The following is a 21,038-nucleotide window of genomic DNA, read 5'->3' on the forward strand; positions in this document are numbered from 1 at the left end:
TTTCAGCCCCTTTGCCGGTTTGCCTCGCATCGAAATCGGATGAAACAGGAGGTGTGCAGATGCCGGCGAAATCGAAGGCGCAGCAGAAGGCGGCTGGTGCTGCACTGGCCGCCAAGCGGGGTGAGGCTAAGGTGTCCGATCTCAAGGGCGCGTCGCGCAGCATGGAACATAGCATGAGCAAGAAGGAGCTCGAAGAGCTCGCCTCAACGAAGCGTCAGGGCAAGCCCGAACATGTCGAGGGCAAGTCATGAGGCGCGGCGAACTCGACGGGAGAACCGCCGTGGTGACCGGAGCGGGCTCCGGGATCGGCAAGGGCGCTTCTCTCAATCTGGCAAAGGGTGGTGCCTTTGTCGGTCTGCTGGGGCGGACACGAGAGGAGTTGGACGAGACGCTCGCGGAGATCCGCGCAGCCGGGGGCGACGGGATGGTCCTGGTCGCCGATGTGAGCGATCATCATGAGATGGAGCAGGCGTTGACGCGACTGACCGACGAACGAAAGCGGCTGGACATTGTCATTGCGAATGCCGGGATCAACGGCACCTGGGCGCCGATCGATGACCTCAAGCCCGAGGAATTCGACAAGACGATCGCGATCAACCTGCGCGGCACCTATCTCACGCTGCATCATGCTGTGCCGCATATGAAGAAAAATGGCGGCTCGATCGTGGTGATCTCCTCGATCAACGGAACCCGGACGTTCACCTCACCGGGTGCAACAGCCTATTCGGCGACCAAGGCCGCCCAACTTGCCATGGTGCAGCAATTGGCGCTCGAGCTCGGCCGCCATGGCATCCGGATCAATGCAGTTTGCCCGGGCGCGATCGAGACCGAAATCGACGACAACACGCATATTCGCAAGAAGGATCAGACCGAGGTACCGGTGACCTTCCCTGACGGCGACATTCCTTTGACGGGTGGGGAACCCGGCACGATAGAGGAGGTGGCCGATGTGATCGGTTTTCTCACGTCTGATGCATCGCGCCATGTGACCGGAACGCCGATCTGGGTCGATGGTGGCCAGAGCCTGTTGAGGTAGGATCGTCTTGCCGAGCGCGGCTTCAGTCGCGCTCGGGAGGTAGGGGCAGCCGGTGTTCAAGCAGCCGCAACAGCCACAGCACGCTCAGCGCAAAGCCGCTTGCAATGAGGCCGATCTGCCAAAAGCCGAGCCCGCAGGCAAGGCCGATAGACCCGGCAAACCAGAGGCCGGCGCCCGTCGTCAGGCCTTTCACCTCTCCCTTGTTGAAGACGATCATTCCTGCCGCGAGGAATGCAACACCTGCCGTTACGGCTTCAATCAGGCGGATGGGGTCCAGACGGATCTCGTCTCGGTCGAAGGCGCCGTGATGAGCGATTTCGATGGTCAGGATTGCAACAATCGCCGCTGACAGGCAGACGAGGATGTGGGTGCGCAAGCCGGCAGCGTGGCTGCGCCATTCGCGCTCCACGCCGATACAGGCGCCGCAGACCATCGCGATCAGTAGCCTGATGACGATGGCCGACAGTTCCAGAGTGGTCGCGGTGCCGAAACTGTTCAGTTCAGAGGGCATGTCCCGAATCCCTGACGGTACCGTTCCCTTCCGCGATTAATGCTTCCGGTCGCTGGCGACGGTGGAGGTGTAGGACGCCGAGACCGGGTCACTGGCGGGGAAGGTGTCTTCCAGTCCTTCCTGCAGGGCGGAGTTGCTGTTCGGATTGTCGGCTGTCTCCTGCTGCTCCTGACGCAGGCTCTCGACAGCTTCACTCTGTTCATCGTTTCCGCTTTCGGCGGTTGCACCGAAGCGGCTCGCCTGCACGAGTAGGACCTGCGCCTTTTGCAGGGCGTTGTCCCGGTTCAGGCTGCCGTTTTCAGACTGTGCCATGTGAACCGATACCTTCTCGCCGCCGTCTCCGAGGAATTCGACGACGAAGCCACCTTTTGTGTCGTGGCCTTCAATGACTTCTGTTTCGATGATCTGCATGGATGAACTCCCGTGGTTTCCGGCATGGGAAACGCGTGGCTTCGCAGGGATGTTCCATCGGACGGCATGTTCCATTTATGCGAGCAACATGTCTCCTGCTTGAGCTGTTAAGTCTATGTTTACCATATTGTTTAGCAATTTATGAAAATCTGAACAAACAGGGGTTGTGGGCGTTGTGGTGGCAAAAGGAGAACGAAGATGAGACCAGGACAGCCCCTTGCCATCGATACGATCCTCATTGTCGAAGACGATGTCTTCATTTCCATGGATGCCGCCGACGCGGTCGCCCGCGCTGGGGTCAATGTCATCACGACCGAAACGGTCCGAGACGCGCTCGAAATTCTCGAAAACGAACATATCTCAGGGGCGATCCTTGACTTCAAGGTTCGCGACGGGGCCGTGACGCCGATCGTTCAGCGGTTGCGCCGCAGCGGGATACCGTTTCGCATCGTCTCGGGATCTGCCATCCGGGAGATCGAGGAGAACGGCATACCGCCGGAGCTTTGCGCACCGAAGCCTGCAGACTACGGGAAGGTCCTGGTTTCCATTCTGAACGACGTGCTGCCGCAGCGACCGGGTGGTCAGCACTAATATCGCGTCAGGCGCGCTTGGACATCAGACGTTCAAGTGTGCGCTCAACCACGTCAACCATCACCATGGTCTGATGATCGACCTCAATGTTCAACGCATCACCAGCTTTGTAACGTGGAAACGTGGTTTGGCGCAGCGTCTCCGGGATGAGGTTGATCGTAAATGTGTCGTCTTTGGCCTCCGCCACCGTGAGGCTTGCGCCGTTCACGGCAAGATAGCCCCGCTTGAAGACGTACTTCGCCCACTCCTCGGGCACGCGGAAGCGGATGAACGCGCCCGGCATTTCCATCTTTGCAGCGATCAGTTCTGCCGTCGTCGCGATGTGCCCGGCAATGTTGTGGCCACCATTTTCGTCGGTCGGCTTTGCCGAGCGCTCGATATTCACCCGGTCTCCGGCTTGCAGCATGCCCAGATTGGTGCGCTCCAGCGTCGCATCCATGGCGTCGAAGGTGACGATTGTGCCGTCCATCGAGGTCACGGAAAGGCATACGCCTTCGACCGAAACACTTGCACCCAGTTGCAGATCCACCATCAGCCGCTCGGGGAGTTCGACGTAGAACGTCGTGTAGCCGTCATGGCGGATGACTGACTTGATCGGGGCGACTGTCTGGACGATGCCGGTATACATGGTGCTTTCCTCGGTAAATGCGTTGGGAAGGTAATGTCTCAGGCGCCAAAGACAATGCCCTGCGGCGATACCGCAGTGTTCACCATCCATGCAAACGGGAACGAGGCGGTCCAAAGTCGGTTGAGCAAGTGCGGCTTTCGACCGGGTTGCGGACGGGACCTTGCCCGTCCTAGATCTGTCGTATCTTTGTTGCAGTCTGGCATTCTGACTTTTCCATGGTGGCCCCTTCTATGACCAAAATCCTTTGCCTCGCACTCAATCCGGCGATCGACATCTCCAGCGATGCGGAGGTGGTGCGTCACACCCACAAGACCCGGACCTATAATCAGCAGCAATTTCCAGGTGGTGGCGGGATCAATGTCGCCCGCGTCATCGTCACCCTCGGCGGGACATGCGAGTTGATGTTCCTGTCGGGTGGGGCCACGGGCGAATTGCTCGAGGCCATGTTGAAACCCCTGCCGATCATGGAGCGAACATTCCGGATTCACGATCCCGTCCGTGTGGCTTTTGCGGTGCACGAGACCTCGACCAATCTCGAATATCGTTTCGTGCCGGAAGGGCCTCTAGTGACGGAGGAGGAGCTTAAGCCCGTATTCGATGCCGTCGAAGCCAGTGATGCCGAATATGTCGTTGCAAGTGGCAGCCTGCCAAGGGGCCTACCGGATGACACCTATGTCCGTCTCGCGGATCTCGTCGCGGCGCGGGGCGGCAAGTTTGTCCTCGATACATCGGGAAATCCGCTTGCGCAGGCGTTGTCGCGATCGCGCATGTTCCTCGTGAAGCCGAGCCACGGTGAGTTCGAAGCCTTCCTGGGGCGCAAGCTGGCGCATGACGAGGTGGGACCTGCAGCACAAGCGCATGTTCGAACGGGCGCTGCCGAACATATTGCCGTCACCCTGGGGGGCGACGGTGCGATCCTCGCCTCTGCCGATGAGATCATTCGACTGCCGGCAATCGATGTGCCGGTCAATTCTGCGACCGGGGCCGGCGACAGCTTTGTCGCAGGCATGGTTTGGTCACTTGCCCAAGGCTACACAATCGGCGACGCCTTTCGTTTCGGTCAGGCGGCTGGTGCTGCGACGGTCATGACATCGGGCACGGAACTCTGCCGCCAGAAGGACGTCATCGATCTCTACGAGCGCGAGCGGCAAAGAGCCAGTTGATCGTCATCCGAGCGATTGCGTCCGCGGGAAAACCGCGCTTTGGTTGTTTTATTACTTGTCACAGATTATCAAGTTTTATATGGGGAAGGCAGCGTGACGGGCGGCGATGAGCGCCTGTTTTGTATCACAAGTTCATAAGGAGCTCCCAATGCCGCTCAACCATTCGGGACCTTCGCTGAAGCGATTTGGCATTCTTCTTACTTTTCTTCTATCTGCATCACTGGTGCAGGCGCAGCAGCCGGCTCCGGCGGCCACGGAAACACCCGTCGTCGCGCCTCAGGCTGGCGCGACGACCGCGCCGACTGCAAGTGAAAGCTCTGCAACTTCGCCTCGCGTCGTGACGCAGCCCGACGCTTCCGCGCCTCCGGCAGCGACGGCCGCTCCCGTTTCGCCTGCCAACCCCAACAGTGAGGCTTCTCCACCAGCACCAGAGGCCGTGGCTGCTCCCAGCGCGCAGGCCCCAGTCTCCGACGCTGCCAACCTTCCTTCTGCCGTGCAGCCGGCCGATGCCGCTGCCACCGGCGGTGAAGCCGCGCAATCTCCGACGGATCCGCTTGCCTCCGAGGTCGATGCGGTGCCCGCCGACACGGTTACGGACGTGCCGCCGATGAAGGCCATGCCGCATGATCTCTCGCCTGAGGGCATGTTCATGGCTGCCGATTGGGTGGTCAAATCAGTGATGATTTCGCTGGCTGTGGCTTCGGTTCTGACCTGGACCGTGTGGCTCGCGAAATCCTTGCAGCTTTTCGGTGCGCGGGCACGCGCCAAGCGCGGCCTCAAGGCCGTCACGAATGCCCGCCAATTGCGTGATGCCCTTCAAGCCCTCGAAAATCGCGGCGGTGTGGTGGCGACCATGGTTCGTGCCGCCCAGCATGAGGTCAGTCTTTCCGATGCGGCAATCGACCAGGTCGGTGGCGAAGGCGTCAAAGAGCGCGTCGGCTCGGCGCTCGCCCGGATCGAAGCCGGGGCAGGACGCGGCATGGCGAAGGGCACGGGCGTTCTCGCCAGCATCGGCTCGACTGCGCCATTCGTCGGTCTGTTCGGCACGGTCTGGGGTATCATGAATTCGTTCATCGGCATTGCCGAGACGCAGACCACCAATCTTGCCGTCGTCGCGCCGGGTATCGCCGAGGCGCTTCTGGCAACGGCCATCGGTCTCGTCGCGGCCATTCCGGCTGTTATCATCTACAATGTCTTTGCACGCTCCGTGACGGGCTACCGCCAGCTTCTTGCCGACGCCGGGGCTGGCATCGAGCGGCTGGTCAGCCGTGATCTCGACTTCCGCAAGAGTGCCCGCATCGCTCAGGCGACCAAGGCCATGGCGATGGCGGCGGAGTGAACCAATGGCCGGTGGCATCAGAGAAAACAGTTCCGGCGACGATCTGGCCGAGAACCACGAGATCAACGTGACGCCGTTTATCGACGTCATGCTTGTGCTGTTGATCATCTTCATGGTCGCCGCGCCCTTGTCGACGGTCGATGTGAATGTCGATCTGCCCGCTTCCACGGCGAAGCCGGCCGAACGTCCCGATGAGCCCGTTTATGTCACTCTCAAGGAAGACATGAGCCTGGCGCTTGGAAACGATACCGTCGCACGCGAGACGCTCGGCACGTCGCTCGACCGGATGACCGAAGGCAACAAGGACGCGCGCATCTTCCTGCGTGCCGACAAGACGGTCGACTATGGTCAGTTCATGGAGGTCATGAACCTCTTGCGGGATGCGGGATACCTGAAGATCGCCCTCGTTGGGCTGGAAGCAGTTGCCGCCGTGCCGGCGCCTGATGCTGCTGCAGCGACAGAGCCCGTAGGACCGGCACCATGATCGAGCCTCGCTCCACGAAACGGATCCTTGGTGAAGGGCTGTTGTGGACAACGGCCGGGGTCCTGATCGCCACGGCCCATGCGGGTGCGGTGGCTGTTCTGTTGCGCGAACCGGACATGGTGATGGCCGATAGCGGGCCGCCGCCAGCGATCATGATCGAGCTTGCGCCGGAACCTGAGGCCGTCATCACAGACGAGACCGAGATCTCGACCGAACAGGTCGATGCAGAAGAGGTCAAGACCGCAACCAGCGAGCCGCTGCCGGAACCCATCCCGGAGCCTGTGGAGCAGCCTCTCCCGGAGCCGCCGCCTCCAGAGCCTGAGCCAGAACCAGAACCCGAGGTCACAGAACTTCAGCCCGAAGTGCCGCCGCTGATCGAGCCCGAGCCGCTGCCGGAGATCGATCCGATCGAACAGATGGTGATGGCGGAACTGGAGAATGTCGAGGTTCCGATCCCGATGCTGCGGCCGCCCGCGCCGAAACCGGAAATCGAGAAGAAGAAAGAACCGGCGCCGAAGAAAGTGGTCAAGAAGCAGGCCCAGCCTCCCGCGTCGCAGGCGGCCCGCACGGCCAAGGCCGAGGTCGCCCAATCGACCCGCAATGCGGCTGCGGCAACCGCCAGCGGTGCCGGTCGGAGTGTTTCGCCGGCGAGATGGCAGTCGCGTCTGATGTCCCATCTCGAACGTCGCAAGCGTTACCCGAGTGCTGCCCGCAGCAACCGGGAAGAAGGCACCGTCTACGTCCGGTTCCGGATCGACGATTCCGGCAATGTGCTGTCCGTCTCGCTTTCGCGCTCGTCGGGCTTTCCGACGCTCGACAACGCGGTTCTCGACATGGTGCGCGCTGCTTCGCCGGTGCCGGCCCCCCCTGTCGGGGTCAACAAGACGATCACGGCACCCGTCCGCTTCAACCTTCGCTGAGTTTACAGGCGGCCGCGAGATCCAGCGCAGCCTGCGCAACGGATGCCGGGGGGCTTGCCGCATCGATGCGATGCCAGCCGATCGGACCGGTTCCGCTCTCCAACTGTTTGTCGAGCACGCTCACCGTCGCATCCGAGTCGACAACCGGTCGGGCCTCGACGCGGGCTCTGAGAACAGCCGGGTCCGCCTCCAGCCACAGTCCGACGAACGGCACATGGTTCGCCCGCGCGACCTCCTCAATGGCCATTCTTTCGTCAGCATGGGCGAAGACGGCATTGGCGACGACGCAGCCGCCCGACCTCAGAACCATGCCAGCCTTTTCGGCGAGGGTCGCATAGACGCGTGCTGATGTTTCCGGCTTGTAGGCGTGCTGTGGCATGGGATGACCTCGCGCATGGCCGAGCATTGCGCGGCGGAGGCGGTCGCTCTCGAGCAGGCGCGCGCCGGGAGCAAGCCCCAGACGGGGCGCCATGGCTTCGGCGAGGGTGGATTTGCCAGAGCCGCTTAGCCCGCCGATGGCAACCAGCATCGGTTCCTTCCGCTGCAGCAGCTCGAGCGCCAGATCTCGGTAGGCGATCGCTTCCTCTGCGCCATGGCCGGTGCGATCTCCGAGGTTGCGCACCAGTGTCGCGCCGACATGAGCGCGGATCGCGGCCCTCAGCCCCAGGAGGAAGGGCAGGAGCCCAAAGCCTGCGTCATCGCCCGTTCGATCGAGATAGCGATTGACCACGGCGTTGGCATACTCCGGCAGGTTTCGATGCCAGAGATCCATCAACAGAAAGGCAAGATCATAGAGGATGTCGGAGGTCGCAAGGCCTTCGTTGAAGTCTATGCAGTCGAACATGCGCGGACCCTCGGGCCCGAGGAAGATGTTATGCAGATGAAGGTCGCCGTGGCAGTGACGGATCATGCCATCCTGCTCACGCTCGTTCAGCAATGAAGCATGGCGGTCGAGGGCATCCCGGAAGAGCCTGTTCAGACGGTTTGTCTCGTCGGCTGAGAAGAGCGGCACGGCGGAAAAAGCTGCATGGTTGATATCGAGAACAGCGGCGAGGTTGGCTTCACCGCTACCCGTATGCAGCACCTCCGCCATCCCGTGAAAGTCTGCAATGCGCTCGGCCGTTTCTTCCATCAAGGTCTTCGGCAAGCTGCCCGTTTCCGCCATCCTGTCGAACAGCTTGTCCTGCGAGAAGCGGTGCATCTCGACCACGTAGTCGATAGGTGACGCTTCAGCGTCGAAGGCGACATCGCCGTTTGCGTCTCGGCCGATGGACCTCACACCGGAGTAGATCTCCGGCGCGGTTCGGCAGTTCAGCTCTACTTCTCTATGGCAGTATCGTTTTCTGAGATCGAGCGTCGAGAAGTCGGCATAGGGCAGCTTCACCGCGCGCTTCAGCTTGTAGGCCTTGTCGCCGGCCAGGAAGATGAGGGAGATGTGGGTTTCGATCACCTCGACTGGCGAGGTGATGCCATGGCTCCCGGGATCGCGGAGAAAGGCGATGGCGGCGGACTGGTCCTCGACTGGCATGCATCCCTCACGTCTGACGGCTGCTTCAGTCTCACTCATCCGTTGATCAAAGGCCAGCGTCTGGCGCATGGACCTTTGTTGCAGGAAAGAAGGGCCGACGGTTGGCCGCCGACCCCTTCATAGCTTTACTCGATGTCGAACTTAACGCCCTGGGCGAGTGGCAGAGTGCGGCCGTAGTTCACCGTATTGGTCTGGCGACGCATATAGGCCTTCCAGCTGTCCGAGCCGGATTCGCGGCCGCCGCCGGTTTCCTTTTCACCACCGAAGGCGCCACCGATTTCGGCGCCCGAGGGGCCGATGTTGACGTTTGCGATGCCGCAGTCCGAACCGCGATCGGAGACGAAGGCTTCGGCTTCGCGGATGTCGTTGGTGAAGATCGACGAGGAAAGGCCCTGCGGTACGTCGTTGTTGAGGGCGAGGGCGTCATCGAAGTCGGCATACTTGATGACGTAGAGGATGGGGGCGAAGGTTTCCTCGACGACCGGGCCGCACTGCTCCGGCATTTCAACGAGGGCCGGGCGAACGTAGAAGGCGTCAGCTGCTTCGTCAGAGCGAACGCGGTCACCGCCATGCACCTTGCCGCCATTGGCCTTGGCAGCTTCTAGGGCGTGCTGCATGCGCTCGTAGGAGCCCTTGTCGATCAGCGGTCCGATCAGATTGCCGGCTTCCAGCGGGTTGCCGATGGTGACGGAGCCATAGGCCTTGACGAGGCGCGGCACGAGCGTGTCGTAAACGCTCTCGTGGACGAAGAGGCGACGCAGTGTGGTGCAGCGCTGGCCGGCGGTACCCATGGCGGAGAAGGCAACACCGCGCAGCGTCAGGTCGAGATCGGCGGTCGGGCCGACGATGGCGGCATTGTTGCCGCCGAGTTCGAGGATCGAGCGGCCGAAGCGGGCGGCGACACGCGGGCCGACGGCGCGGCCCATGGCGGTGGAGCCGGTCGCCGAGATCAGCGGGACCTTGGGGTTGTCGACGAGGATTTCGCCGATGTCACGACCGCCAATGAGGAGCGTCGACAGATTGGCCGGCGCCTTGCCGCCCTGTGCGTTGTAACGCTTCACGGCCTTTTCGAAGATCGCCTGGGTGGCGATGGCAGTGAGCGGGGTCTTTTCCGACGGCTTCCAGATCGTCGAGTTGCCGCAGACGAGGGCGAGTGCCGCATTCCAGGACCAGACGGCCACAGGGAAGTTGAAGGCCGAGATGATGCCGGTGACGCCGAGCGGGTGCCAGGTTTCCATCATGCGGTGTTCGGCGCGCTCGGTCGCGATGGTGAGACCGTAGAGCTGGCGCGACAGGCCGACGGCGAAATCGCAGATGTCGATCATTTCCTGGACTTCGCCGAGGCCTTCGGAGGTGATCTTGCCGACTTCGATGGAAACGAGGCGACCGAGTTCGGTCTTGGCGGCGCGCAGTTCCTCGCCGAGCAGACGGATCAGCTCACCACGCTGAGGTGCCGGCACGAGGCGCCATTCGAGGAAGGCCTTGTGGGCTGCATCAATGGCCTTGCGGGTGTCGTCGCCAGAGATTTCGGCAACGGCTGCGATGGTTTTGCCGTTGATCGGCGAGCGGACAGACATCGTGCCGCCGGTCAGAGCCTTGGCGTCGACGCCGAAGCTTGCCATCAGCGATGCCGTTTCGGCAGAAAAATTGAGAGTGGCGAGGGTCATGGTGGTCCTTCCGTCAGGTCTACCTGGTTCTTGTTCGTTCAAAATCGTGCGCCGGCCAGATGCGCCACCTGGGCGCCGGCCTCGTACCATGCTTCCTTCAGGGTGCGGAAGGCCGGTGCTTGTGGATCGGTGAGTGGCAGGGGCAGTTCTTCCTCTGACATCTGGCCGAGAATGTGGCTTGCGATGGTCTTGCCGAAGATCGTGCCCGGCGAGATGCCTCGACCGTTATAGCCGGAGAAGCCGATGACGCCGGGCGCAAACTTGTGGAAGCGCGGAAGCGCATTCGTGGTCATACCGATCTGACCATACCATTCGCTTTCGAAGGCAATGTCGCCGATCTGCGGGAAGATCGCCTTCAGCGCGCGGCGAGCCCAGGACCGATGGATCGAGAGCCCGGTGCCGCGTAGGGCGCCGACGCTGCCGAAGACCATGCGGCCGGCCTTGTCCATGCGGAAGGAGGAGAGAACCTCCTTGGTATCCCAGCAGCCCTGACGTTCCGTCAGTATCGACTTACGCAGGTTGTCGCTCAGGGGGGCCGTCGCAAAATTAAAGTAGGGGAGGTGAACCTGTTCTTCGCGGACGGCGGCAAAGGGGCCGTGGCTATAGGCATCGGTTGCGACGACGATCCATTGGGCATCAACAGTGCCTTCTGCCGTGGTGACCCTCCAGCGATCGGCTGTCTTGCCATAGGCTTCAACCGTGCTTGCCGTATGCAGAACCGCTCCGGCCTTTTGTGCAGCATGAGCGAGACCGCGGACATAGGCGAGTGGCTGCAGCGTGCCAGCCCGGCGATCGAGCAGGGAGCCCTGGTAGGCGCGGGTGCTGATCTTGGATTCCGTTTCTGCCTTGTCCAGCAGGTCCACGGGGGCGCCCCGGCGCTGCCATTGCTCGGCGCGCGCCTCGATTTCCTTCTGGCCGGCGCTGCCGACTGCGCAGTGTAGCGTGCCAGAGCGCTCGAGTTCGCATTCGATGCCGTGGCGATCGATCAGTTCCATCACGGTGCGCGGTCCGTTGCCGAGAAGGTCCAGCAGCCGCTCGCCATAGACTGGGCCGAGTTCGCCCGGAAGATCGTCTGGCATGACCCACATGCCGGCATTGATCAGGCCGACATTGCGGCCCGCGCCGCCGAAGCCGATCTCCTTCGCTTCGAGCAGGATCACGCTGGTGCCTGCTTCAGCGAGGTGCAGGGCTGCAGAAAGCCCAGTATAACCGCCGCCGACGATCACGACATCCGCAGTCGCGGCGCCGCGCAGGGGCGCGGTCTGGGGCGCGGCAGGGGCCGTCTTTTCCCAAAGTCCGTGGGAGCGAGGATCGTTCAGCATGGTGTGGCCCCGAGATCTGCAATGTGCCGGGGCTGGCCGCATGAGATCACTCCGTGTCCCATGTCATTCCGCCCCGTACAGTCTTGTGATTTCTAGAAGAGCGTTCTACGCCATTCCAGCGATAAATTCTCAAGAGATCATTCCAAAAAGGCATGACCATGCTGCCTGCCCGCCGCTTCCTTCCATCGCTGTCGCTGCTCACTGCATTCGAGGCCGCAGCCCGGACGGGGAGCATCACGGCGGCGGCACGGGAGCTCGATCTGACGCAGAGTGCGGTCAGCCGACAGATCAAGGCATTGGAGAACCAGCTTGGTGTCGAGCTGTTTTTACGCGAGCGCCAGACGATCCGGCTGACAGTCGCCGGTGACAGCTATGCCCGCGAGATACGGGAAGCGCTTCGCCGCATCTCCAGCGCGTCCCTGAACCTGCGTGCCAATCCGCATGGCGGCACGCTCAATCTTGCAATCCTGCCGACATTCGGTGCCCGTTGGCTCGCCCCGCGGCTGGGGCAATTTCTCGCCGGCAATCCCGGGATCACGATCAATCTGGTGACGCGACTGTCGCCATTCGACTTCCGACTGGATTCGATCGATGCGGCGATCCATTTCGGCGATGCCGTCTGGCCGGGCGCGGAACTGACGCTCTTGATGCGGGAGGAGACGATCCCCGCATGCAGCCCGGACTTCAAACAGGCGCATGCGATCGATGCGCCATCCGATCTTCTGCACGTGCCTTTGCTGCATCTCACGACCCGGCCGGATGCATGGGAACGTTGGTTCACGGAAACCGGTGTCGTGTTCGAGAACCTGCATGGAATGCTCTTCGACCAGTTCGCCACTGCATCGCAGGCGGCGATCGGCGGTCTCGGCGTGGCGCTGCTTCCGACCTTCCTCATCCAGGACGAGCTCGCACGGGGCGAGTTGGTGGCCGCAGTCGATCGCCCGATGCAGAGCGCGCAACGATATTATCTCGCCTTTCCGCGGGAGCGGGCGGCCTATCCGCCGCTCGTCGCTTTCCGGGAGTGGATCGTCAAGGAACTTGCGCAGCGCTAGCAGCTTCTGGTCACAGTCAACTCGCCGCAGCCGCAATCCAGACGGCGAAGGCGAGATGGGTGAGATGGTGCAGGGTCTGATCGGTGCCGAAAAGCCACCAATAGGCCGCCTGGTCCACCTTGAAGTGGTAACGCTGCTGGACCAGCGCCTTGCTTCTATCGATCAGTGCGTGAACGACAAGATCGACAACCGCAAGCCAGGCGAGTTGCGGTGCCATCGTGAGGCAGATCAACAGCGTTCCCAAGGCATGGACGGCAACATGCGCGAACAAGGGAGCTATCCACCCTTTAAGCCGCTCCTTGCCTGTTGCCATCCAACCGGTCTGAAGCAGAAAATCGGCCAAGAGATGCTTGATGACGAACAGAGCGACGGCCCAGATCAAAAGATCACTGGCGATTTGCTCCGGGATGGTGGGCATGAATATTCCTTCGGCTGTATGTTCTGTCCGAAGATAGACCACTCTCCAAAACGCTGTGAAGCTGCCATTTAGTGTACCCAGATTTGGGCTTTGCGTTTCCTTTACGCAGCTATCGTGTTTCGGAGCACGGAATTAGGAGGATAGTAGTGATTGCGTCCGTCATCACCATCCGTCGGAAAGCACCTTTTCCAGCATGTCCGCGAAGAAATCGGCGCTCTCTTTGCCAAGGCAGAGCGGCGGCTTTATTTTCAAAACGTTAAGATGATCGCCCGTTGGTTGCATGATGACGCCGAGTTCTAGCAGGCGGTCGCATATGGCTGCAGTCTCTTCCGTTGCAGGTTCCAGCGTCTCGCGATCACGCACGAATTCCAGCCCGAGATAGAGGCCCATTCCGTGGACGGCGCCGACGATCGGGAAACGCTGACCCAAAGCTTCAAGCCGTGCTTTCAGATGGTCACCGGTGTCTCGGGCATTTTGCTGCAGTTTTTCGTCCCGCATGATGTCGAGAACGGTCATCCCGACGACACAGCTCACGGGGCTGCCGCCGGAGGATGAGAAGAAATAGCCCTCTTTTTCGAGGCTGTCGGCGATCTCGCGCCTGGTGATCACGGCGCCGAGCGGCTGGCCGTTGCCCATGCCCTTGGCGACAGTGATAATGTCCGGGACGACGCCCTGCTGTTCGAAGCCCCAGAAATGATGACCAAGGCGGCCGTATCCGACCTGCACTTCATCGGCGATGCAGAGACCTCCACGCTCGCGAACGAGTGCATAGACGTCCCGGAGATAACCCGGCGGAAGCGGAATGCCACCGGCATTGCCATACACGCTCTCTGCGATGAAGCCGCCCAGCTGACCGCCCGCATTTTCGATCTCGGCGATCTTCTCGATCACGGCCTGAACATAGCCATCTGTCGAACCGTCACCGCGGTATTTGCCGCGGTAGGTGTTGGGGGAGAGCACCGGGTGCACCCAGTCCGGGCGCGTTTCCAGGGCGCGCGGATTGTCGGCGAGCGATGTCGAGACCGCGTCGCTTGCGACTGTCCAGCCGTGATAGGCCTCCAGGAGGCTCAGGATGTGACGGTGGCCGCTGTGGGCCCAGGCGAGCCGCAGCGCAAGGTCCACGGCTTCGGAGCCCGAATTCACGAGGAAGACCGTGTCTAGCCCCTCTGGCGCGAGTGAGGCGAGGCGATCCGAGAATTCGGCGACGGCGGCGTAGTGAAAGCGCGAGTTCGTGTTGAGCATGGCCCATTGTCTGCCGACCGCCTCGGCCAAACGTGTATTGCCGTGGCCGAGGATCGTGACATTGTTGACCATGTCGAGATAGGCGCGGCCGTTCACGTCGAAGAGATGCTCTCGCCAGCCCCGTTCGATCTGTGGTGGGTCGGCATAGTAGTTCTTCTGCGGCTTGGCGAAGCTGTTCTTGCGGCGTTCCAGAAGCGCATGGCTCTCCGGTGCCGGTGCATCAACGCCGACGCCGAGCAGCGTCGAAGGCGAGGGACATATGCGGCGCCAGACTGCGCTTTGCTGCGGCTTGGCAAAGAGTGGCGGGACGAGATCCGGATCGCGGCAAAGCTGGATGCGCAAGCCGCCGACGCCACCGGCTGCGCCGGCCACCGCACCGATTGCGTCACCCGCCTTTACGGTCGTGCCCTCTTCGAGGCTGCAGTCGATGCCATCCAGATGAAGCGACAGCTCAGGCGATGAAAGGATCAGGTGGTGGCCGTCGAGTATAATGGTTCCGTCGAAGGGAGCGAAGGCTTCGGTCGCTCCTGGCAGGCAGACATCGATATGCAGTGCGAAGGTTGCCGGCGGCGTCTGGGACAGAGGCTTGGTGTAGGACAGGCGGAATTCGCCATAGCGGGTCGAGGCAACGCCTGTCTCCATGGCCGCTCGGGCCAGAAGCTTCCAGTCGATCTCCTGGTCGCTCCAGGTGTCGCGCGGCAGGTCCTGGCTCGTCACCGACAGGTCTGTCAGGCGGAAGTCTGCGGGTGCGAGCGAGGGAAGAAGTGGATGCGACTTCGTCAGCTCCGGTTCGTCCGGAAGCATGCCGGCGGCGTCCAGGATGGCCGCTTCCATCAGCGGGTAGGGCACCGAGGTCGCCACCTCGAAAATGGTCCGCTCGTGCTCGATATTGCCAAGCACATAGTCGTTGTCAGGGTCGATCGACAGCTGCTGCTCGCTGCTGGCGACCAGCACCCCGGCGCGGGCGACGATCAGCGGCCAGAGCGCCTTCAACTCCGCCTCGTTGAGTGGATAGCGTGCGTGGAAGGCCTTGACGGCCGGCAGGATGAAGCAAGGGTCTCCATCGGCGTGGTGCAGGAGTGCGGCGCAGGTCACCGCGAGGTCGGCCACCAGCCATCCATAGAGAACATCACCGAAGTCGATGACGCCATCGGGCATCAGACGGCCGGTTGCGTTCGGTGTGGCCACCACGTTGTCGTCGGTGATGTCGTGATGAATGCATTGAATGCGCAGTTCTGAAGCCAGTGGCTGCAGGCGCTTCACCGCCATGATCATCGCCTTGGCAATCCGGTCCCGCTGTTTCTGGTCCGCGACTGATTTCAGGAGATGCAAGGCAACCGGGCCTGCGCGGCGGAGATCCCACTGCAGTTCCCGTTCCAGCCCGCTGTGACGGAAGTCCTTGAGCCCGCCTGCAATCCTGGCGACCACGTCACCGAACGAGGCGACAACCTCGGGAGCAAGATATTTCTGGCGCGTCAGGGGCTCGCCATCCAGATAGGACAGGAGCCTGACCCAGTAGTAGTGCCCGCCAACTTCGATCTGGGGGATGTATTCCCCTGTCAGGGCCGGGATCGGTTCGGGTATGCGCAGACCGAGATCAAGATTGCGCAGGTGCTCCATGGCCCTGTTCTGGGCATCCAGTTCCGGCTGGGGATATTCCGCCCGTGTGACCTTGAGAACGAGCCGCTCTTCGCCGGTGTCTATCAGGAAATTGCGGTCCTGCTGGCTGCCGAGTTCCCGGATCGTCCCGCTGAAGCCGTAGAATTCGTTAAAAATGACCCTGGCATCTGCCAACGTGACGTTCGGGCGCGGCAGTTCGGTGCGCTGGAGCAGAGCCGAGTCGGCCATACGTTTCCTCCCACGGGAATCATGTCGGGAGATTAGCAGAGCCTTGTGTCGCGTCTATCCCGCAGAGCCATGGCAGCAAAAGACGAAGGGCGTCGTTTCCGACGCCCTCTTTATGCTCAGCCCATGCGCTCGGAGGCATAGGAGCCCGGGCTTGCCGGGAAGACGACCGTGCGGTTGCCGTTGATGAAGGTGCGGTGGTGGATATGGGCGTGGATGGCGCGTGCCAGCACCTGGCTTTCGACGTCGCGGCCGATCGAGACGTAATCGTCTGCCGACTGGGCATGGGTGATGCGGGCGACGTCCTGCTCGATGATCGGACCTTCGTCGAGATCAGCGGTGACGTAATGGGCCGTGGCACCGATCAGCTTCACACCGCGTTCGAAGGCCTGCTTGTAGGGGTTTGCGCCCTTGAAGCTCGGCAGGAAGGAATGGTGGATGTTGATGATCTTGCCCGACATCTTCTTGCACATGTCGTCGGAGAGGACCTGCATGTAGCGGGCGAGCACAATCAGTTCGGTGCCAGTCTGCTCGACCAGGTCCATGATCCGGGCTTCGGCTTCCGGCTTGTTTTCCTTGGTCACCTTGATGTGGTGGAAGGGAATGTCATGGTTCACGACGACCTTCTGGTAGTCGAAATGATTGGATACGACACCGACGATCTCGATCGGCAGCGCGCCGATCTTCCAGCGATAGAGAAGGTCGTTCAGGCAGTGGCCGAAGCGCGAGACCATCAGGAGGACCTTCATGCGCTTGGCGGCGTCATGCAGGTTCCAGTTCATGCCGAATTTTTCGGCGACGGGCAGAAAACCCTTTTCGAGCTTGGCTTCATTGGCGCCTTCCTCCGAGATGAAGGAGACGCGCATGAAGAACTGGCCGGTGTGGAGGTCGTCGAACTGAGAGCTGTCGACGATGTTGCAGCCCTGCTCGGCTAGATAGCCCGAAATCGCCGCGACAATGCCGCGGGTCGACTGGCAGGATACGGTCAATACATAGCTCGTCATCGGTTCTCTCATCTCCTCGGCATGGCGCAGGCGCCGTGTCTCTATCGCATGTCCGACACGATCGGAAGCGTGCCGTGTTGCTGATCCTCATCGTCTTTCAAAGGAAGTCGGCACGCGCGCCTGCGGTTTCCGCTCCTTTGCGATGGCCAGAGATTAGGGCAGGAAATGCAAAACCCCGTTCCCATTGCGTCTTTCCAGGGCGCATCTTCGCCGTTCGTCTCTTGATGGGGGTGGAATATTCCGGCCTGTTAGCGCCGTTCGCGGTGACTTGCGCATGAAGGATCGGGAATGCCTTCCCGGTGCCGCTCCTCAAAGTGTGATTTGAGGCGCGGTGTCGACCACACGCATGAATACTGCTGGCAGAACCAGAATGACATTACGCCGGTGACCGGCTAGAACGTCCGCGATATTCAGGCCAAGACAGGATTGAAAACGATGAAACGGAATTTGATGCTCGGCCTGATTTCCGCTGCTGTCGCCATTGCAATGCCCATCAATTCGTTTGCTGCCACAAGCAGTGCTTGCTTTCGTGGAATAAACCTCGCGGGGCGGAATTCGGCAATCTGCAGGGCGTGTTCGGCGAAGGCTACATCTATCCCTCGTTGGAGACGATCACCTACTTCGCGGGCAAGGGTTTCAATACCGTGCGGCTCCCGTTCCTTTGGGAGCGCCTGCAGCCGAAGCTGAACAGCGACTTCGACCCTGCGGAGCTGAGCCGTCTCAAGGAAACCGTCGCGACGATCGGATCCTTCAATCAGACCGTGATCCTAGATCCGCATAACTATGCGCGCTATTTCGAAAAGCTGATCGGAACCGAGGAGGTTCCGGTCTCGGCCTTCGTCGATTTCTGGGAGCGGCTGGCCAAGGAGTTCGAGGGAGACCGACATGTGGTCTTCGGCCTGATGAACGAGCCCTTCGACATCTCGTCGACGGATTGGCGTGATGTTGCCAACGAAGCGATCGCGGGCATTCGCGACGTTGGCGCAGACAATCTCATTCTGGTTCCGGGTACGTCCTGGACGGGTGCGCATAGCTGGTTCGGCGACTGGTATGGCGGGGCGAATGCCGAGGTGCTTTTGAGCATCAAGGACCCGGCGAATAACTATGCCTTCGAGATTCACCAGTATTTCGACGACGACTTTTCAGGCACCTTGAACAATTGCAGCCGTGCCGCTGATGCCGTCGATGCGATCCGCGAGGTCGGCGAATGGCTGAAGGAAACCGGTCAGCGAGGCTTCCTCGGCGAGTTCGGTGTTCCGGGAACGCCGGAATGCACGGCGGTGTTGACGGAGGTGGTGAAGCTGCTCGATGAGGACAAGGCATCGTGGATCGGCTGGACCTATTGGGCGGCTGGTGACTGGTGGCCCGAAACCGAAGAGCTCAACATCCAGCCGACCAAGAACGGCGATCGACCCCAGCTCCGTGGTCTCGCACCCGTGCTCAACGATTTCGTTGGTGCAGCGGAAGGTTGCCCGGGCCTTGAACGTCCCTGAGACCGCCAGCCGTGTGAAACGGCGCAGAGGTTAAGCTGGTATCAACAGTTTTGGTATTTGCTCGGCGAAGTTCCGCACATTCGAAAGAGCTCCCGATTGGCCTTACCGGATCACATCGAGCTGGTCACGCAGACGCCTGATCTGGCGCATGACGCCGTCACGGTTGTCGTGACGGTACCGACCTTTCGTCGACCAGTGCACCTTCTCAAGACGCTTGAAAGTCTGGCGGCCCAAAGGACAAACCGTCGCTATGCCGTCGTGCTGGTCGACAATGACAGTGATGACCGCGAGGGTGTGGTGGCGGCCCGGCCCCTGTTCGAAACGGGGCAGATCAACGGCATCCTGATCGTCGAGACGCTCAGGGGAAATTGTAATGCCTATAATGCCGCCTGGCTGACGGCGCTTCAGCACTTCCCCAACATGAGCCATCTGCTTGTTATCGATGATGACGAGATTGCCGATCCGGACTGGATCGAGGCCATGAGCCGCACCAAGGAAATGTTTGGTGCCGATCTGGTAGGTGGCCCGCAAGTGCCGGTCTTCCCGACGACTGAAACCGGCGATGTGCCCCGGCATCCGGTATTCACGCCGCCTTATCAGACGACCGGGCTTGTCCCGCTCCTCTATTCCTCCGGCAATCTCCTGGTCTCCCGCGTTCTGCTTGAGGCAAATACCTATCCGTTTCTCGACCAGAGGTTCAACTTCACCGGTGGCGGGGATGCGAACTTCATTGATCAGTCTGTGCGCAAAGGTTTCAAAACTGCCTGGTGTCATGAGGCGCCGGTCCTCGAGACCGTGCCTGCAAACCGTCTTCAGCGATCCTGGCTGCGCGCGCGCGGCATTCGCGATGGTGTCATTTCCAGCCTGGTCGAGAAGGGACGGCGCGCCAGCCAGCCATTGGGCTCCACGCAGGTCTTCCTGAAGAGCATCGCCCTGCTGAGCCTCTCGCCGCTGAAGGCGATCATGGCCGCTCGCCGCCTCGGATCGTTGCGGAACAGCCTGTATTACGTCCATGTCGGCCTTGGCCGGACGCTCGCTCATTTCGGATATGCCGATGAACAGTATCGACATACGGACGGGCGCTGACCGCGACGTCGCGGGGCGGAGGCCTGCCTATCCCGCGCAGATGCTGCGCCGGGCGGCCGTCGTCGTGGGCATCCTGCTGTTTACGATCATGCTGATCTCGTTCCAGCCTTTCTCGCCGGTTCATGAAGGCGTGGAAGAAGGCGGCAATCTGGTCAATCAGCTGGGTTTTGGCATGCTTGGCCTCATTGCGCTCGGCTCGCTGCTGACGCTGGCCGATCTGCGCAGGCTGCCGTCCCTGATCGGTCCGGCCTGGTTGCTGATGATCGGTTTTCTTGTGCTGTCCGGATTCACCGCTCCAGATCCGAGTGCGACCTTGCGCGGCATCATTCTCACCCTGATCGTGATGATGACCATCGTGACCGTGCTGGCGCTGCCGCAGGATGGAGATGGCTATGCCCGCATGTTGAGCGTGGTCGCAGGCATCCTGATCTTCATCTGCTATGCCGGGCTCCCCTTGGTCCCGTCTCTGGCAACCCATGGCTTCGACGCGCTGGAGCCTCAGAATTCCTATCTCTGGCGCGGGGTCTTCACGCACAAAAATATCGCCGGGCCGGTCATGGCGGCATTCGTCTTTGCGGCCATCTATCTCTGGCGACGCGGCGACCGCTGGTCCGGCGTGGTGATCGCGGTGTCGGCCCTGATCTTTGTCAGCCAGACGGGCTCCAAGACCACGCTTGGACTGGTGCCCGTTGCCGCTCTCCTTGTCCTCCTACCGAGTGCGATCGGGCTTCGCGTGCTGACACCGATCGCGGTCTTCTGCTGCCAGCTTGCCTTTGCTCTCCTGACCTTCGGTTCCGTGCTGATCGAACCGATCCACCAGTTTATTCTCTGGCTCGGGATCGACCCGACATTTACCGGACGTGTCTCCATCTGGAAGTTCGGGCTCGATGCACTGGCCGATCGCCCGCTCACGGGCTTCGGCTATGAGAGTTTCTGGAGTACGGATCTGGTCCGCTATGCCGCCAATCCCTATTATCTCGACTGGGATGTGCGCGGCATCGTGCATGCCCATAACGGCTATCTCGATATCGCGATCTCCATGGGGATACCGGCGCTGATCGTCGCGCTGGCGGTCCTGATCCTGCTTCCGCTGATCGACTACATGCGCTGCAGGCCGGTCCAGGAGAACAGGTTGCTCGCGGACTTCTTCATGATGATCGTCTTCTTCACGACGCTGAATGCGATGATGGAGAGCTTCTTCTTCCGTCGCATGGACCCGGTCTGGATGCTCTGCTTCTTCGGGGTGATCGGCCTCAGGCTCGTGGCGAGAGTGTCCATCCCACGAAGGCTTGCCTGAG

At 61.3% G+C, this 21,038-nt stretch carries 20 protein-coding genes; 11 read left to right on the plus strand and 9 right to left on the minus strand.

Going from position 1 to position 21,038, the window contains the following annotated elements:
* The first annotated feature begins 59 nt into the window (after window positions 1-59).
* Both BSY240_RS16855 and BSY240_RS16860 read left to right on the plus strand, forming a co-directional pair.
* Complete coding sequence (locus tag BSY240_RS16855; RefSeq protein ID WP_054148597.1) at window positions 60-251, plus strand: DUF3008 family protein; 192 nt, start codon at window positions 60-62, stop codon at window positions 249-251.
* The gene (locus BSY240_RS16860; protein ID WP_069043066.1) at window positions 248-1,036 is read left to right on the plus strand and encodes an SDR family oxidoreductase; all 789 of its coding nucleotides are present in this window, start codon (window positions 248-250) and stop codon (window positions 1,034-1,036) included. The genes BSY240_RS16855 and BSY240_RS16860 overlap by 4 nt, the downstream gene beginning before the upstream one ends.
* 22 nt (window positions 1,037-1,058) lie before the next feature.
* Here the strand turns inward: BSY240_RS16860 and BSY240_RS16865 are convergent, their stop codons facing one another.
* Both BSY240_RS16865 and BSY240_RS16870 read right to left on the minus strand, forming a co-directional pair.
* Window positions 1,059-1,547: an MgtC/SapB family protein gene (locus tag BSY240_RS16865; RefSeq protein WP_054148599.1), complete on the minus strand. Its 489-nt coding sequence runs from the start codon at window positions 1,545-1,547 to the stop codon at window positions 1,059-1,061.
* A 36-nt stretch (window positions 1,548-1,583) separates the two neighbouring features.
* A complete protein-coding gene (locus tag BSY240_RS16870; RefSeq protein WP_054148600.1) occupies window positions 1,584-1,958 on the minus strand; it encodes a hypothetical protein in 375 nt (124 codons plus the stop codon).
* A 198-nt stretch (window positions 1,959-2,156) separates the two neighbouring features.
* Between BSY240_RS16870 and BSY240_RS16875 the strand changes: the two genes are divergently transcribed.
* Window positions 2,157-2,549, plus strand: coding sequence for a response regulator (locus BSY240_RS16875; protein ID WP_054148601.1), 393 nt, complete (start codon window positions 2,157-2,159; stop codon window positions 2,547-2,549).
* A 7-nt stretch (window positions 2,550-2,556) separates the two neighbouring features.
* Here BSY240_RS16875 and BSY240_RS16880 read toward each other — a convergent pair whose 3' ends face one another.
* A complete protein-coding gene (locus tag BSY240_RS16880) occupies window positions 2,557-3,177 on the minus strand; it encodes a riboflavin synthase (protein WP_069043067.1) in 621 nt (206 codons plus the stop codon).
* Window positions 3,178-3,407: 230 nt separating this feature from the next.
* Here BSY240_RS16880 and BSY240_RS16885 point away from each other — a divergent pair, with 230 nt between their 5' ends.
* From BSY240_RS16885 to BSY240_RS16900, 4 genes are all read left to right on the plus strand, one after another.
* A complete protein-coding gene (locus tag BSY240_RS16885) occupies window positions 3,408-4,340 on the plus strand; it encodes a 1-phosphofructokinase family hexose kinase (RefSeq protein ID WP_069043068.1) in 933 nt (310 codons plus the stop codon).
* A 148-nt stretch (window positions 4,341-4,488) separates the two neighbouring features.
* Complete coding sequence (gene exbB, locus BSY240_RS16890; RefSeq protein WP_069043069.1) at window positions 4,489-5,679, plus strand: tonB-system energizer ExbB; 1,191 nt, start codon at window positions 4,489-4,491, stop codon at window positions 5,677-5,679.
* A 4-nt stretch (window positions 5,680-5,683) separates the two neighbouring features.
* A complete protein-coding gene (gene exbD / locus BSY240_RS16895; RefSeq protein WP_069043070.1) occupies window positions 5,684-6,163 on the plus strand; it encodes a TonB system transport protein ExbD in 480 nt (159 codons plus the stop codon).
* Window positions 6,160-7,083 (plus strand): energy transducer TonB, encoded by a 924-nt coding sequence (locus tag BSY240_RS16900; protein ID WP_069043071.1) that lies wholly within the window; start codon window positions 6,160-6,162, stop codon window positions 7,081-7,083. The genes exbD and BSY240_RS16900 overlap by 4 nt, the downstream gene beginning before the upstream one ends.
* Here the strand turns inward: BSY240_RS16900 and BSY240_RS16905 are convergent.
* The 3 genes from BSY240_RS16905 to BSY240_RS16915 all read right to left on the minus strand — a co-directional run bounded on the left by BSY240_RS16905 (window position 7,070) and on the right by BSY240_RS16915 (window position 11,600).
* The gene (locus BSY240_RS16905; RefSeq protein ID WP_069043072.1) at window positions 7,070-8,611 is read right to left on the minus strand and encodes a bifunctional aminoglycoside phosphotransferase/ATP-binding protein; all 1,542 of its coding nucleotides are present in this window, start codon (window positions 8,609-8,611) and stop codon (window positions 7,070-7,072) included. The genes BSY240_RS16900 and BSY240_RS16905 overlap by 14 nt on opposite strands.
* A gap of 125 nt (window positions 8,612-8,736) precedes the next feature.
* Complete coding sequence (gene amaB, locus BSY240_RS16910) at window positions 8,737-10,278, minus strand: L-piperidine-6-carboxylate dehydrogenase (RefSeq protein WP_069043073.1); 1,542 nt, start codon at window positions 10,276-10,278, stop codon at window positions 8,737-8,739.
* Between the two features lie 38 nt (window positions 10,279-10,316).
* Window positions 10,317-11,600, minus strand: coding sequence for an NAD(P)/FAD-dependent oxidoreductase (locus BSY240_RS16915; protein WP_069043074.1), 1,284 nt, complete (start codon window positions 11,598-11,600; stop codon window positions 10,317-10,319).
* 152 nt (window positions 11,601-11,752) lie between these two features.
* Here BSY240_RS16915 and BSY240_RS16920 point away from each other — a divergent pair, with 152 nt between their 5' ends.
* Window positions 11,753-12,652: a LysR family transcriptional regulator gene (locus BSY240_RS16920; protein WP_171901587.1), complete on the plus strand. Its 900-nt coding sequence runs from the start codon at window positions 11,753-11,755 to the stop codon at window positions 12,650-12,652.
* 16 nt (window positions 12,653-12,668) lie between these two features.
* Here the strand turns inward: BSY240_RS16920 and BSY240_RS16925 are convergent, their stop codons facing one another.
* The 3 genes from BSY240_RS16925 to purU all read right to left on the minus strand — a co-directional run bounded on the left by BSY240_RS16925 (window position 12,669) and on the right by purU (window position 17,161).
* A complete protein-coding gene (locus tag BSY240_RS16925) occupies window positions 12,669-13,070 on the minus strand; it encodes a DUF3307 domain-containing protein (RefSeq protein ID WP_069043075.1) in 402 nt (133 codons plus the stop codon).
* Between the two features lie 162 nt (window positions 13,071-13,232).
* Window positions 13,233-16,160: an aminotransferase gene (locus BSY240_RS16930; protein ID WP_069043076.1), complete on the minus strand. Its 2,928-nt coding sequence runs from the start codon at window positions 16,158-16,160 to the stop codon at window positions 13,233-13,235.
* A 116-nt stretch (window positions 16,161-16,276) separates the two neighbouring features.
* Window positions 16,277-17,161 carry a formyltetrahydrofolate deformylase gene (gene purU, locus BSY240_RS16935; RefSeq protein WP_054148612.1) on the minus strand — a complete coding sequence of 295 codons (885 nt, stop codon included), beginning with the start codon at window positions 17,159-17,161 and terminating at the stop codon, window positions 16,277-16,279.
* Between the two features lie 521 nt (window positions 17,162-17,682).
* Here purU and BSY240_RS16940 point away from each other — a divergent pair.
* The 3 genes from BSY240_RS16940 to BSY240_RS16950 all read left to right on the plus strand — a co-directional run bounded on the left by BSY240_RS16940 (window position 17,683) and on the right by BSY240_RS16950 (window position 21,037).
* A complete protein-coding gene (locus tag BSY240_RS16940; RefSeq protein ID WP_236759270.1) occupies window positions 17,683-18,654 on the plus strand; it encodes a glycoside hydrolase family 5 protein in 972 nt (323 codons plus the stop codon).
* A 96-nt stretch (window positions 18,655-18,750) separates the two neighbouring features.
* The gene (locus BSY240_RS16945) at window positions 18,751-19,740 is read left to right on the plus strand and encodes a glycosyltransferase family 2 protein (RefSeq protein WP_069043077.1); all 990 of its coding nucleotides are present in this window, start codon (window positions 18,751-18,753) and stop codon (window positions 19,738-19,740) included.
* Window positions 19,709-21,037: an O-antigen ligase family protein gene (locus BSY240_RS16950; protein WP_069043078.1), complete on the plus strand. Its 1,329-nt coding sequence runs from the start codon at window positions 19,709-19,711 to the stop codon at window positions 21,035-21,037. The genes BSY240_RS16945 and BSY240_RS16950 overlap by 32 nt, the downstream gene beginning before the upstream one ends.
* Window position 21,038 lies beyond the last annotated feature (1 nt).

The organism is Agrobacterium sp. RAC06 (assembly GCF_001713475.1).
Taxonomy (GTDB): Bacteria; Pseudomonadota; Alphaproteobacteria; order Rhizobiales; family Rhizobiaceae; genus Allorhizobium.